At 68.2% G+C, this 12,657-nt stretch carries 11 protein-coding genes, 1 tRNA gene and 1 pseudogene; 8 read left to right on the plus strand and 5 right to left on the minus strand.

Translation table 11 applies throughout. The features are described from left to right. The first annotated feature begins 15 nt into the window (after window positions 1-15). From CHC08_RS13760 to CHC08_RS13780, 5 genes are all read left to right on the plus strand, one after another. On the plus strand, window positions 16-702 hold the full coding sequence (locus CHC08_RS13760) for an SRPBCC family protein (protein ID WP_245878297.1): 687 nt from the start codon (window positions 16-18) through the stop codon (window positions 700-702). A gap of 286 nt (window positions 703-988) precedes the next feature. Continuing rightward, window positions 989-2,158 (plus strand): CynX/NimT family MFS transporter, encoded by a 1,170-nt coding sequence (locus tag CHC08_RS13765; RefSeq protein WP_245878298.1) that lies wholly within the window; start codon window positions 989-991, stop codon window positions 2,156-2,158. A gap of 234 nt (window positions 2,159-2,392) precedes the next feature. Further along, window positions 2,393-3,193 (plus strand): SAM-dependent methyltransferase, encoded by an 801-nt coding sequence (locus CHC08_RS13770; protein WP_089207655.1) that lies wholly within the window; start codon window positions 2,393-2,395, stop codon window positions 3,191-3,193. Window positions 3,194-3,537: 344 nt separating this feature from the next. Continuing rightward, window positions 3,538-4,968 (plus strand): MFS transporter, encoded by a 1,431-nt coding sequence (locus CHC08_RS13775; RefSeq protein ID WP_218825309.1) that lies wholly within the window; start codon window positions 3,538-3,540, stop codon window positions 4,966-4,968. 19 nt (window positions 4,969-4,987) lie between these two features. Then, window positions 4,988-5,060, plus strand: a tRNA-Ala gene (locus CHC08_RS13780). 510 nt (window positions 5,061-5,570) lie between these two features. On the opposite strand, the gene CHC08_RS13785 is transcribed toward CHC08_RS13780, so the two are convergent. Continuing rightward, window positions 5,571-6,074, minus strand: coding sequence for a hypothetical protein (locus tag CHC08_RS13785; RefSeq protein WP_089207657.1), 504 nt, complete (start codon window positions 6,072-6,074; stop codon window positions 5,571-5,573). Between the two features lie 167 nt (window positions 6,075-6,241). Between CHC08_RS13785 and CHC08_RS13790 the strand changes: the two genes are divergently transcribed. Then, window positions 6,242-7,165: a diacylglycerol/lipid kinase family protein gene (locus CHC08_RS13790; RefSeq protein ID WP_089207658.1), complete on the plus strand. Its 924-nt coding sequence runs from the start codon at window positions 6,242-6,244 to the stop codon at window positions 7,163-7,165. Window positions 7,166-7,195: 30 nt separating this feature from the next. On the opposite strand, the gene CHC08_RS13795 is transcribed toward CHC08_RS13790, so the two are convergent. Next, window positions 7,196-8,014 (minus strand): MerR family transcriptional regulator, encoded by an 819-nt coding sequence (locus CHC08_RS13795; protein ID WP_089207659.1) that lies wholly within the window; start codon window positions 8,012-8,014, stop codon window positions 7,196-7,198. Between the two features lie 192 nt (window positions 8,015-8,206). On the opposite strand from CHC08_RS13795, the gene CHC08_RS48230 reads away from it, so the two are divergent. Next, window positions 8,207-8,359: a hypothetical protein gene (locus CHC08_RS48230; RefSeq protein ID WP_179282030.1), complete on the plus strand. Its 153-nt coding sequence runs from the start codon at window positions 8,207-8,209 to the stop codon at window positions 8,357-8,359. Further along, entirely contained in the window at window positions 8,359-9,195 is an 837-nt protein-coding gene (locus CHC08_RS13800) for an SCO6745 family protein (protein WP_089207660.1), read from the plus strand. The genes CHC08_RS48230 and CHC08_RS13800 overlap by 1 nt, the downstream gene beginning before the upstream one ends. A gap of 90 nt (window positions 9,196-9,285) precedes the next feature. Here CHC08_RS13800 and CHC08_RS13805 read toward each other — a convergent pair whose 3' ends face one another. The 3 genes and pseudogenes from CHC08_RS13805 to CHC08_RS50680 form a co-directional block, all read right to left on the minus strand. Then, complete coding sequence (locus CHC08_RS13805; RefSeq protein ID WP_089207661.1) at window positions 9,286-9,930, minus strand: hypothetical protein; 645 nt, start codon at window positions 9,928-9,930, stop codon at window positions 9,286-9,288. 37 nt (window positions 9,931-9,967) lie between these two features. Continuing rightward, window positions 9,968-11,353 carry a selenium-binding protein SBP56-related protein gene (locus CHC08_RS13810; protein WP_089207662.1) on the minus strand — a complete coding sequence of 462 codons (1,386 nt, stop codon included), beginning with the start codon at window positions 11,351-11,353 and terminating at the stop codon, window positions 9,968-9,970. A gap of 856 nt (window positions 11,354-12,209) precedes the next feature. Beyond that, a pseudogene (locus tag CHC08_RS50680) lies at window positions 12,210-12,657 on the minus strand (hypothetical protein); the annotation flags it as partial.

The following is a 12,657-nucleotide window of genomic DNA, read 5'->3' on the forward strand; positions in this document are numbered from 1 at the left end:
CGCGAAAAGGGAGGCATGACTGTGAGCACGATCGAAGAGTCCATCGATGTTAATGTCCCGATCCGGACCGCATACAACCAGTGGACCCAGTTTGAGAGCTTTCCCGAGTTCATGGAGGGCGTCGAGTCGATCAAGCAGTTGAGTGACACTCGTACGGCGTGGGTTGTCGAGATCGCGGGAGTCCGCCGCGACTTCGAAGCCGAGATCACCGAGCAGCACCCCGACGAGCGAGTGGCCTGGAAGTCGGTGGACGGGCCGCACCAGGCCGGTGTGGTGACGTTCCACCACCTCACTCCCGAGTCCACCCGCGTCACCCTCCAGCTGGAGTACGACCCGGAGGGCTTCCTCGAAACCGTCGGGGACTGGCTGCAGATCGTCCGCATGCGGATCCGCGGCGACCTGGAGCGTTTCAAGACCTTCATCGAGGCGCACGGTGGCGAGACCGGCGCGTGGCGGGGCGAGGTGCCCGGCCCGCACGAGCGGGGCGAGGGCCCGGCCGATGAGGGGCTCGGAAACCGGGATCTGGGCGAGCGTCCCGGCACCGGAGGCGGTTACGGCTTCGACGAGCCCGCGCCTCCGCGCACGGTGGGCCAGGAGTATCCGCCGGAGTCCGCGCTCCCCCCGCCCGGCAGCGGCCCGCTGCCGCCGGCCGGCAGGCGCCCGGGGGAGGAACTGCCGCCCACCCCGGGGCCGCGCCTCTGACACCCGCGTCTGAGGTCCGTGCGCTGGTCATCCGGTGTCCGACGTCCTCGACCGACGTATGAGAGAACCGGGTCACGCCCTGTAAGACAGAGGGTGGCCCGGTTTTCACGTTGTCAGGGGTTTGGGGTGATCAGGAACAAAGTGACGTTTCGGTCCTGTTAGGGTCAAGGTCGGCCAATCATCCTACGATTGGATGACCTATCGATGGAGGACTGAGCCCCGTATGAGCGTGCTAACCCATGAGACAAGGGGCCGCACCGGTGGATCCACTGGATCTCTCGCCTGGTTGCTCGTACTGGGAATCGTCCTCGCCGCACTGAACCTGCGCACCGCGGTCACCAGCGTCGGACCGGTCCTCAACCACATCTCGTCCGGTCTCGGCATGTCCGGGGTCGGGGTCGGGCTGCTCACCACCCTCCCCGTGCTCATCTTCGCCACGGTCGGCGCGGTGACCCCGGCACTGTCCAGGAAGATCGGGGAGCACCGGCTGCTGCTGCTCGCCCTGGTCGTCCTCGGCGCCGGCCTGCTGATCCGCTCGATGGTGGCCTCGGCCGAGGTGTTCCTGTACAGCAGCGCCCTGGCGCTGTCCGGCGGCGCGGTGGGCAACGTGCTCATCCCCAGCCTGATCAAGCGCCACTTCCCGGGCCGGACCGGGACCATGACCACCGTTTACACCACCGCCCTCGCGGTCGGCACGATGCTCGCGGCCGCCGCGACCGTGCCGATCGAGCGGGCCGCCGACGGCAACTGGCATGTTGCCCTCGGGGTGTGGGCGGCGCTGGCCGCTGTCGCCGCCATTCCGTGGCTTGCGCTCTCGCGCAGTGAGCCGGAGCGGGACAGCGCAAGCGGGGGACTGATCGGTCCCCGGACACTTATCCGGAGCAAGCTGGCCTGGTCGGTCGCCGCGTACTTCGGCACGCAGAGCATGGTCGCCTACATCATGTTCGGCTTCCTGCCCAAGATTCTCATCGACGGTGGCTACACCACCGGGCAGGCCGGGCTGGTGCTGGGCGTCTTCACCGCGATCGGCATCCCGGTCTCGCTGGTCGTGCCCTGGATCGCGTCCAAGTTCTCCGACCAGCTGCCCATGGTGGTCGCGTTCGTTGCCTTCTACACGGTCGGCTTCCTCGGCCTCTGGCTCGCGCCCGCCTCCCTGGCCTGGATCTTCGCGCTCCTGGTCGGCGTGGGGATGGGATCGTTCCCGCTCGCGCTGACCATGCTCGCCCTGCGCACCCGCACTCCCGAGGCGACGGCCGCGCTGTCCGCCTTCGGGCAGAGCACCGGATACCTCATCGCGGGTGCCGGGCCGCTGCTCATCGGCGTGCTGTACGAGTCGACCGGCAACTGGACGCTGCCGTTCCTGCTCCTGCTCGCCGTGATCGCCGTGCAGTTGGTGGCCGGATGGTACGCGGGTCGTTCCCGTTACCTGGAGGACGAACGGATCCTCGCGGGCTGACATCTCCTTTCACGCCGGTACGGCTTGCGCCCATTCGGGGGCGGCGCAAGCCGTACCGGCGTGAAAGGGCTTCACGGGCGGCGCCGGAAGATCACGGAAGGCCTCGCCGGATCCCGCTCGGCATTCGGGGGAGTTCGGGGGAGAAAGCCGTTATCGGGGAAATCAGCAGTACTTTCTGCTGATCGGTCGGCTTATGATCGCGATTGAGTGGGCGATCATCGGCAAGGAGTGACTGTGACCGAAGAAACGGCACCCCAGGGCGTCGATCCGCACATCCCGAACGCGGCGCGAATGTACGACTACTACCTCGGCGGTAAGACCAACTTCGCCGCCGACCGCGTGGTCGGCGACATGGTGCTCAGCGTGGCGCCGGAGATGCGCGAGGTCGCGCGGCAGGGACGTGAGCTCATCGCCCGCGTCGTACGGCATCTGGTCGGCGAGATGGGAATCCGTCAGATCATCGATATCGGCTCCGGCCTGCCGACCCAGGAGAACGTGCACGAGATCGCTCACCGGATCGCCCCGGACACTCGCGTGGTCTACGTCGACCACGACGAGGTCGCCTGCGCCCACGGTCGCGCGCTCCTCGCCGAGCCCGAGAAAGTGATCATGGTCCAGGGGGACCTGCGGACGCCCCGGGAGATCGTCGACTCGCCCGAGGTCCGCGCGCTCATCGACTTCCGCGAGCCGGTCGCGGTGCTGATGATGTTCCTGCTCCACCTCGTCCCGGACGAGGACGGGCCGCAGGAGATCGTCGCCGCCTACAGGGCCGCTCTCCCGGCCGGCAGCTACCTGGCCATCTCGCACGCGGGCACCGACGCACGCCCCGAGACCATGGCCCGCATCTCGGCGATCTACGAGCGGGCGAACTCGCCGTTCGTGCCCAGGGGGCGCGAGGCGATCTCCGGCTTCTTCGGCGACTTCGAGATGATCGGCCCCGGCCTGGTCAACTTCTGGCCGCTCGTCGAACCGCCCGAGTCCGTGAGCCCGGAACTGGCGAGCATGGGATACAGCGGGGTCGGCAGGAAACTCTGACATCCGGCCGGTGCCGGCTTCTTCGCGCGAAGACGCGTGAACCAGTCGGTGGAGAGCCGTGCCGGCACCCCGGCCGGACGGGCCCGTCATCCCCGATCCCGGACGCGTCGCCCCCGACCGGAGCGGGCCGTGCCTCCTGGACGATGTTTTCCGCGTTTTCCGCGTCCGCCAGAGCGGTCGGGATCCGGTGCGCGAGTCGCGGGATCCTTCGAAATGTTCGGCGGCCATGGGACCGTAGAAATATCCCGGCACCCTTGGCGTGACATGCCCCGGCGAAAAGTGATTTTCGACCAGGATCTACCATGCGATTGCCAAGATCGGCAGCAAGCAGCAAAGGGGGGACCGTGACAGGCGTCACCGTCGTCGAGCCGGGCACCGAACAACAGGGCAGGCAGCTCTGGCTGACCCTGCTGGCGCTCTCCATGGCGGGGATGGTCGTCTCTGTCCAGCAGACCGTGGTGATCCCGTTGCTGCCCCGGCTCATGTCCACCTTCGGGGTGTCGGTCTCCGAGGTCACCTGGGTCTTCACCGCCTCGCTGCTCGCGGCCGCGGTGGCCACGCCGCTGCTGTCCCGCCTCGGTGACATGTACGGCAAGAAGCGAATGATCCTGTTCACCGTCGGGCTGCTCGTTCTGGGCTCGGTGGTCTGCGCCCTGTCCGGCTCCCTCCCGGTGCTGATCACCGGGCGAGCCCTCCAGGGAGCCTCGTCGGCGCTGATCCCGCTGGCCATCGGCATGATCAGGGACAGTTTCCCGCGCACCCGGGTCATGATGGCCATCGGTGTGGTCAGCGCCACGATGGGCGTCGGAGGCAGCCTCGGCATGATCGTCACCGGTCTCATCGCCGACCTGACCCCCAGTCACCACCCCGTCTTCTGGATCACCGCCGCGATCGCCGTGATCGCGATGGCGCTCATCTCGGTGAGCACCCGCGAAAGCGGAAACCGCGCCGGGGGGCGCCCCGACTTCATCGGCGCCGTGCTGCTGTCTGCCTGGCTCATCTGCCTGATGCTGGGGCTCTCCAAGGGCAATGACTGGGGCTGGGGCTCCGGGCGCGTCCTGGGGCTCTTCGCGGCCGCGGCGGTGTGCTGCGCGGTGTGGGTGTTCAGCCAGCTGCGGCTCCGGGCGCCGATGGTACGGCTCCAGCTGCTCGTCGGCCGCTACTCCCTGCAGGCGAACCTGGCGTCCATGCTGCTGGGCTTCGCGATGTTCGGCTCGTTCGCCCTGGTCTCCAGCTTCATCCAGACCCCGTCGTCCGCCGGATACGGCTTCGGCGGATCGGTCCTCGACGTCGGCCTCTACGCCCTGCCCAGCACGGTGACCATGCTGGGTGCGTCCTTCATGGCCGGCCGCCTGTCCACCCGCCTCGGCCCCGCCTACTCCCTCGCCCTCGGCGCGGCCCTGTGCGCGGCCGGGTTCGGCTGGTTCACCCTTTTCAACGACTCGGTTCTCCACCTCATCGGCTCCAACGCCCTGCAGGGGCTGGGCTTCGGAGTCGGCTTCGCGGCGCTGGGGGCGCTGGCCGTACAGCACGTGCCGATGGACCAGAGCGGTATCGCCAGCGGCATCAACTCCCTGGTCCGCTCCATCGGCGGCAGCGTCTCCGGCGCGGCCACCGCGGCCCTTCTCACCTCGATCACCATCGCGGGAACCTCCATCCCCTCCCGCCGCGCCTACGTCCTGTCCTTCGCGATCATCACCGCGAGCGCCGTGGGCTCCGCCGTGGTCGCCCTTGTCTCCGGAATGATGGCGCGGGAGGTGCCCGGAGTCGGTTAAGATTTGATCTGCACCGCAAGGGGCTATGGCGCAGCTGGTAGCGCGCCTCCATGGCATGGAGGAGGTCTGGGGTTCGAATCCCCATAGCTCCACTTGTGGCTGGGGTCTGCTGTTCGCAAGCGGGAGCTTGCTCGCGGTGGGCCCCTTCGTCATTTACACGGGGGGACGACCCCCCGAGCCCCCCGGTGCGGGGGCTCTGCCCCCGCGCCCCCGGTGTCTCGCTTCGCTCGCCGCCCGGACGGGGCCTCGCTTCGCTTTGGCCCCACGCATGGCTTCGCTTCGCTCGCCGTTCGGGACGTGGCTTTGCTTCGCTCGCCGCCCGGACGGGCCTCGCTGCGCTTTGGCCCAATGCGGGGCTTCGCTTCGCTCGCCGTTCGGGACGGGGCCTCGCTGCGCTCGGTTCGGAGCAGGGTGAGGTAGGGGCTCTGGTCGGCCGCGTGATTTGGCCGGAACATCCGGTGTGATTCTCGCGCTCTTGGCGGTTTTTGTGAGTTGCCGACTCAGGATTCCTGAACCCCGTTTGGCCTGGGGTGATTGCCCGCGAGGTTGGCTCTCTTGGTGCTTCGAGCGGCGATGATGCGGCGCGCGCGGAAAACGGGGAGTCAATCGTCGGAGGCGACGATCAGGGAGAGCGACCCCTCGTGCTGGTCGATGAGCACCAGTTCGTGGAACTCGCCAAGGATCCAGCCCAGGCGGTCGTCGCGGGCCGCTTCGTCGAGTTCCTTCAACCGGTAACAGGAAGTGGCCGTCCGGATCAGTTGGTGGACCTCGTTCTCCAGGTCCTGGGCCACCGTTTCGGACAGCTCCCTGTACTTCTCGGCCCACGTGCGGATCGTGGCCAAGGCGGTGGCCTGGTCGATGCCCTCGAAAGCCGTGGCCGAGAGCGCGTCAAGACGGTAGGGGCCGTGCACGGACGACTCCGTGTCCTTCCAGGAGTCCGAGCCCAGATAGTCGTCGCGGTACATCTCATGTGAAATCAGCGTGGTGAGCAACTGCTCGTCATCCTCCGGCCGCGCGCACACCTGGAAGTGCTTCACGTCCACCCATCGGTCAGTCCTGTCCTTGAAGGTGACAAAGGTGGCCGAGTCGAATGCCAGTTGCTCCATGGCAGCGACGATAGTGACTCAGGGGACTGGTGAATCCGTGAAATGTCAGGAACACCAACAAGGGCCGGTATGCCTGGGGGCCCGCGCGGATAAGGCCGGGCGTTTGCAGATCCGGCACGGGGGCAGCCGTTGACGATATTCAACACGGTGCTAACGGGAGGGTCTACATGCTGCGGCAGAAGCAGAGCGTCGGCACGGTCGCGGTGATCGCCCATCAGAAGAAGTCGCTCGGGGGCGGACTCGACGAGTTGCGCAGGCTCCTCGCCGACGAAGGAGTCGGGAAGCTGCTCTGGTACGAGGTGCCCAAGAGCAAGAAGGCGCCCAAGCAGGTGCGCAAGGCACTCAAGGAAGGCGCCGAGCTGGTCCTGGTGTGGGGCGGAGACGGCATGGTGCAGCGTTGCGTGGACGCGCTCGCGGGCTCCGGCGTGACCGTGGGCGTCATCCCCGCGGGAACGGCCAACCTCTTCGCGCAGAACCTCGGCATTCCCGAGGACCTGCCCGAGGCCGTGCGCATCGCCTTTCACGGTGAGAGCCGGAAGCTGGACCTGGGCAAGGTCAACGGGGAGCACTTCGCCGTCATGGCGGGGGTCGGCTTCGACGCCGAAATGATCAAGGATGCCGACAGCGGGCTGAAGGACAAGCTGGGCCGGGCGGCCTACGTCTTGACCGGACTGCGGCACGTCCGGGGTGAGCTCGTGCGGATGGAGGTCAAGATCGACGGGGTGAAGTGGTTCGAGGGGGAGGCGAGCTGCCTGCTGCTGGGCAACGTGGGCACCATCACCGGCGGCATCGAGGCCTTCGACGACGCGCGTCCCGACGACGGGTGGCTGGAGATCGGCGTGACCACGGCGCAGGGGCCCATCCAGTGGGCTCGCGTGCTCGGCAGGATGAGCGCCGGGCGGTCCGACGAGTCGCCTTTCGTCCGGATGACCCGGGCCCGTAAGATCACCGTCAAGCTCGGCACCCCGATGACCTATGAGCTGGACGGCGGCGCCAAGGGCGTCGTCACCGAGCTCAAGGCCAAGGTGGTCCCCGGTGGCATCACCGTCCGAGTCCCCGTCGAGAAGGCCGCCGACCCCGATGAGTCGTGACCGGCGCCGGACACGGCAGGTGGCGAGCGACTACGCGGTCGTGACCGTCATCTGCAGCTCGGTCACCCACTTTTCGTGGTCCTCAGGACAGTCGATGGAGACCTCACGGGCCAGCCCGACGCCGCGATAACCGTGCTCGTCGATCCAGTGGGCCAGGGTCTGGAACGTCGGGCCCACCTGCTCCATCGAGCCGCGGTGGATGATCGTGGCGGCCGACTCGATCTCCGGCAGGTCCACGATCGCGAAGTCGTGGTCGTCGCTCGCCTCAGCGGCGACCTGCACCCCCGCACGGACGATCACCCGGCCATCGGCCTCGGGCTCGTAACAGGCGATGCCGTAGCCGGTGATCTCCACCCCGGCGTTCTCGACTCTCCGGCACAGCTCGGTGAAGAGCGGCTGGATGACGGGGCCGATGTCCTCACCGTCGTAGCTCGCCGCGACGGCGGTGAGCTCCGCCACGCGCGTCGGGGGGATCCGTTTGAGAAGAACCTCGTCGGTGTGCATGTGACCTTCCTTTGCGATGGTCTTGAGCCGTACCTCCACCCGGAGCAGCCGCGCCGTGTCCGCCGCGATCTGTTCCTCCAGCTCGGCGCGGCGCAACCGCACCATCCCGTAGAGCTCGGCCGTGTCGATCCGCCCGTCCAGGATCGAGCTGACCTGGTGCAGGGTGAAGCCGAGATCCTTCAGGGCGATGACACGGTTGAGCCGCGCCAGCTGGTCGGCCTGGTAGAAGCGGTAGCCGCTGGCCGGGTCGACGTGGGCGGGCTGGAGCAGGCCGATCGCGTCATAGTGGCGCAACATGCGCACCGACACGCGGCCGAGCTGAGCGAACTCTCCGATGCTGAACATTGTGCTTCCGGGTAGACGTTGGAAGATTGCGCTTTCAGGTATAGGGGCTGACACCGTGTCAGGAGCAACTCCCCGTCCCCGGGACGGATGACCGATCGTCCGGCGGCCGTGGTGAATCGTTGACGGGCGCTGAAGGTACGAATAGGTTTCCCGGATACCGACTGGTCGGTATTGCTGCTGAAGGGAGCTTCCATGCGGGTGCACGACAGGGTCGTTGTGATGACCGGGGCCGCCGGGATCGGACCGGCGATGGCCCTGCGCTACGCGGCCGGGGTGATGGCGGCGGGCATCGACGAGATCGGCATGACCGGCGCGACCCGTTCCGTCGACTGCCGGGAGGCGTGATGACCGACATTCAGCTTGCCCGCCAGTCCTGGCGTCGGCTGGAGCCCGTCCACGGAATGATCTATTTCGTGCCCGAGGCCACCGAGCGCTACACCGCACTCGGCCTGGATTTCCACGCCGGTTACTTCGCCTCCCGCGGAGCGGCCTTCGGGACCGCCTCCGCGGAACTGGTCATCGCGACCTTCTACAACTTCTGCCCCGCCGTGGTACGGCAGGCGCTTCCTGCGGCCTGGAAGGTCGTGACACCGGAGAAGGTGATCGAGGCCCGCCTGGACGCGGCCGACGCGGCCCTGCGCCGGGCCGGGATCCACGAGATCGAAGTCCTTGCCGAGACGACAGCGCTGGCCAGGCGCGCCGCCGAGAAGGCGTGCGAGCAGCCTCAGGGCCGGCCGTTGTTCGCCGCGCACGCCGCGCTGCCGTGGCCTTCAGAGCCGCTGCTGCAGCTCTGGCACGCCCAGACCCTGTTGCGCGAGTTCCGGGGGGACGGGCACGTGGCGGCCCTGCTGAGCGAAGGGGTCGGCCCCCTGGACGCGCTGATCCTGCACGGCGCGACCGGGCACGTCCCCGTGATCTTCCTGAAGGCGAGCCGGGGCTGGCCGGAGGGGGAGTGGGCCGCGGCGGAGGAAAGACTGCGGGAGCGTGGGCTGCTGGTCGGCGACGAGCTCACCGAACAGGGACAGGCGCTCAGACAGCGGATCGAGGACCGTACCGACGAGTTGGCCCTGCCCGCCTATGCCGCGCTCTCCGACGACGAGCTCGCCCGGCTGGCCGAGCTGGCCCGGATCTTCGGCCGAGCCGTGGTGGACGCGGGCCTGCTCGGCATCGCCTCCTCCTGATCCCTCCTGAGGCGCGTCTGACGTGCCTCCGTCCTGACCTGCGCCGTTCGCATCGGGGCGGGTCAGGGCATCGCGGGCTTCCGGGTGTTCTCAGGTGAAAGCGGCGAAGGCGCCCGCGCCGATGAGGGCCACGGCCCAGGCGAAGTCGAGGTTGAACCACGCCTTACGGAGCACCGCGACGCCCAGCCGCTCGTAGACGAGCAGCGCCAGGACGGTGGTCGCCGCGAGCATGGCCAGCGTATGGATGCCCGTCGCGAGCAGGCTCTGCGAGGCCAGCGCGGCGACGTCGTGTCCGCTGGGGACCCCGGGGGCGCTGTGTCCCATGTGACCTTCGTGCTCGCTGTGCAGGGCGACCGGGAGCACCATCAGACCGGCGCCGTGGGCGGTGGCCATCAGGAACGACCATCCGGCCAGTTGCCACCTCGTCACCTTCATGCCGACCCAGCGAGGATGGCGTCGCCGTACCAGGCGCCAGACCCCGAACCCGCACACCAGGGCTGCCACGCCGTACGAGATGGCCTTGGGCGGCGCGGCCAGGCTCGCTGCCGACACCAGCCCGAGCGTGACCAGCACCGAGGCCGCGTGGCCGAGCACGATGGGTGGCAGCGCACGGAGCACCCCGTTGCGGGAGTGCTCCTGCAGGCCGAGGGCGACCGCGAAGAGCCAGCCCATGGCCGGGTTCAGGCCGTGGAAGGCGCCGAGCCCGGCCAGGATCAGTGCGGAGGTCAGGTCCATCGCACCCTCTCCGGCCAAGCCGTGGAAGAGAGCCGGATCATGAGAAGCAGTATGAGTCGGAGGAGGAGTCGCCACCCTGCAGACGAATCTGATGGGCGCGGCGGCCATCGGCGGCGAAGTCGACGAAAAAGCCCGGATCCAGGGAGATGGAGCCGTCGTCGGCGATGTCGACCTTGGCCATCCAGCCGGAGATGCCGTCGGGATAGAAGACGTCGTCCCAGGAGCGGTAGAGCGAGTTGGTGAAATAGACCCGCCGCCCGTCCCGGCTGGCCTCGACCATCTGAGGTCCCCCGTTCAGCGCCCGACCGGCGGCGGCGGGGTGGGAGTCACGCCGGGCGATGCCGCCGATCCTGATCGAGCCGGTCTCGCGCGGGGCGAACGGATCGGAGACGTCATAGGCCTTGAGCTCGCCCGTCCCCCAGCAGGAGACCAGCAGGATCCGGTCGTCGAGGGTCAGCGATATGTCACTGACCAGCGGTGGCACCGCACCGAACTGCTTGAGCGGTTCGGGCAGCAGGTCGGCCTCGGCCGGTTCCGCGGGGATAGTGATGATCTTGCGGGCCTTCCAGACCTCGCCTTCCAGGTACCAGGTGAAGATGTTGGCGGACAGGTCCTCGACGTTGATCACGGTGTTGACGAAGCCGTAAGTCTTGTTCGGGTCATGGGCGGGGCGGAGCTCCAGGGCCATCTGGTGCTGGTCGCCCAGGTCGATTTCCTGAAGGTGTTTGCGCTTGGACAGGTCCCAGACGTGTAACCGGTGGCCGTACTTCCGGCCGACCAGCAGATCCAGCGAGGGCCCGGCCTCTATCTGGTTCGGTGTGCCCCACTCGCTGGTGACCATCCTGTCGTGGCCGAGATGCCACCAGAAGTCGTAGTGCAGCTCCTGAGGCCCCCTGTTGGCCTCCCAGCGCCCCTTGGGCTCGAAGGTGTCGTGGTCCAGCGTGAACACCCCGCCCGGCGCGTCGCCGTCCACGTTGCCGAGCGCGCTGACGTAGATCGCGTCGGTGCCGCAGTGGACGGTGTGCGGCCGGCTGTAACCGGTCTTCTTGAAGATCGTCTCCGGCTCGATCGTCTTGACGAGCTTGGGATGCCAGGGATCGTCCTTGACGTCGAAGACGTAGATCCTGCTCGACCGCAGGCCGGGAAGGATGAGGTAACGCCGCTCCACATGTGGATGCGGGGCGTACGGGCACAGGGCCGCGCTGCACACGTTCCATCCGAAGTGATGCAGCTCGTCCCCGGGGACGGACATGTCGTGCACGCTGACGATTGACCCATCCGACAGGTCGATCGTGGCGAGCGCGTCCGGCCGGCCTTCGCCGGCGGTGTCGAGCAGGGCGACGTAGGCGACCTCTTCCCGCGGGGCCAGCATGGCCTCGCGGGCGGACGGGTAGAAGGTGGGGTCGGGCTGGATGAGCGCCATGGTGGACTCCTAAGCCGAAACCAATATCCCTACTAACATTGTGGGAAAACTCTCTGTTGTCCATAGGGCGGATTGTGTAATCGTCTACCCGGGATGCGGGCCGGCGCTCCGGCGTGCCGACCGGAGGCAAGAGCCCGTACGAGAGTGCCCTCCGGGCGCGGTCGCGTATGGTGAAACTCCTCGAAACAGGATAACAACACGCGGTAACGCTCATTTTTATCGAATAGGCGTGCTAAATCTGGTCAAGTGAGATCGTATCGGCGGGGTTCTCGCGAATCCTGTGATGTAACCCGTACCGGCGAACGGCTTCCAGACAAGCGAAGAGGTGCGGGCCGGTGATGGTCCCGCACCTCTTCGTGCTTCTTGCCTTGCCTATCGGTTACCTGTCCTACTCGACTGTGCCTACCGGTTTCCGACCGTGGCTAGCACATAACGGAGCACGGTGTGCTGGCCTGAAGGATCCAGCCGGTTGGGCAAGGTGCCTGAAAAGCGGTCGGGCATGCTGTCTGAGCATTGACCGGACCGGAGGCAACGGCGTTCCCGGGAGGCCCGGGGGGCCCTTGCGGTCCTTCGGGTCCTTGCGGACCGATCGGTCCTTGCGGGCCGACCGGACCCTGAGATCCTATGGGGCCTGCGGGGCCTGCGGGGCCTGCGGGGCCTGCGGGGCCTGCGGGGCCTGCGGGGCCTTCCGGTCCGGTGGCGCCATCGGCGCCTGCCGGGCCTACGGCACCGTCAGCGCCAGCCGGTCCTGCCGGTCCTTCAGCGCCAGCCGGTCCTGCGGCGCCATCGGCGCCTGCCGGTCCTTCAGGACCAGCCGGTCCTTCGGCGCCGGGAGCGCCATCAGCGCCTGCCGGGCCTACGGCACCGTCAGCGCCTGGGGTGCCGGGCTCTCCCGGGTCTCCCTTGTCTCCCTTAGGCCCTTGAGGTCCTGCGGGGCCTTCAGGGCCTGCCGGTCCTTCGGCACCGGGTGCGCCGTCAGCGCCTGCTGGGCCTTCTGGTCCTGCCGGTCCTTCGGGGCCAGTGGCGCCGTCAGCGCCTGCGGGTCCTGCTGGGCCTTCGGGTCCTGCCGGGCCGTCGGCGCCGGGTGCGCCGTCGGTGCCGTCAGCGCCAGCCGGTCCTGCGGGTCCTTCGGGTCCTGCCGGTCCTTCGGGTCCGGGTGCGCCGTCAGCGCCGGCGGGACCTGCCGGTCCCTCGGGGCCAGTGGCGCCGTCAGCACCGGGAGCGCCGTCAGCGCCTGCGGGACCTGCGGGACCTGCGGGGCCTGCCGGTCCTTCGGCGCCGTCAGCGCCAGCCGGTCCTGCGGG

The sequence above is a fragment of the Streptosporangium subroseum genome, assembly GCF_900188345.1.
Lineage (GTDB): Bacteria > Actinomycetota > Actinomycetes > Streptosporangiales > Streptosporangiaceae > Streptosporangium > Streptosporangium subroseum.

Coding starts and splice junctions, on each gene's coding strand:
- CHC08_RS13760 (WP_245878297.1), top strand. CDS start 16: ATGACTGTGAGCACGATCGAAGAGTCCATCGATGTTAATGTCCCGATC.
- CHC08_RS13785 (WP_089207657.1), bottom strand. CDS start 6,074: ATGGAGCAACTGGCATTCGACTCGGCCACCTTTGTCACCTTCAAGGAC.
- CHC08_RS13790 (WP_089207658.1), top strand. CDS start 6,242: ATGCTGCGGCAGAAGCAGAGCGTCGGCACGGTCGCGGTGATCGCCCAT.
- CHC08_RS13795 (WP_089207659.1), bottom strand. CDS start 8,014: ATGTTCAGCATCGGAGAGTTCGCTCAGCTCGGCCGCGTGTCGGTGCGC.
- CHC08_RS48230 (WP_179282030.1), top strand. CDS start 8,207: ATGCGGGTGCACGACAGGGTCGTTGTGATGACCGGGGCCGCCGGGATC.
- CHC08_RS13800 (WP_089207660.1), top strand. CDS start 8,359: ATGACCGACATTCAGCTTGCCCGCCAGTCCTGGCGTCGGCTGGAGCCC.
- CHC08_RS13805 (WP_089207661.1), bottom strand. CDS start 9,930: ATGGACCTGACCTCCGCACTGATCCTGGCCGGGCTCGGCGCCTTCCAC.
- CHC08_RS13810 (WP_089207662.1), bottom strand. CDS start 11,353: ATGGCGCTCATCCAGCCCGACCCCACCTTCTACCCGTCCGCCCGCGAG.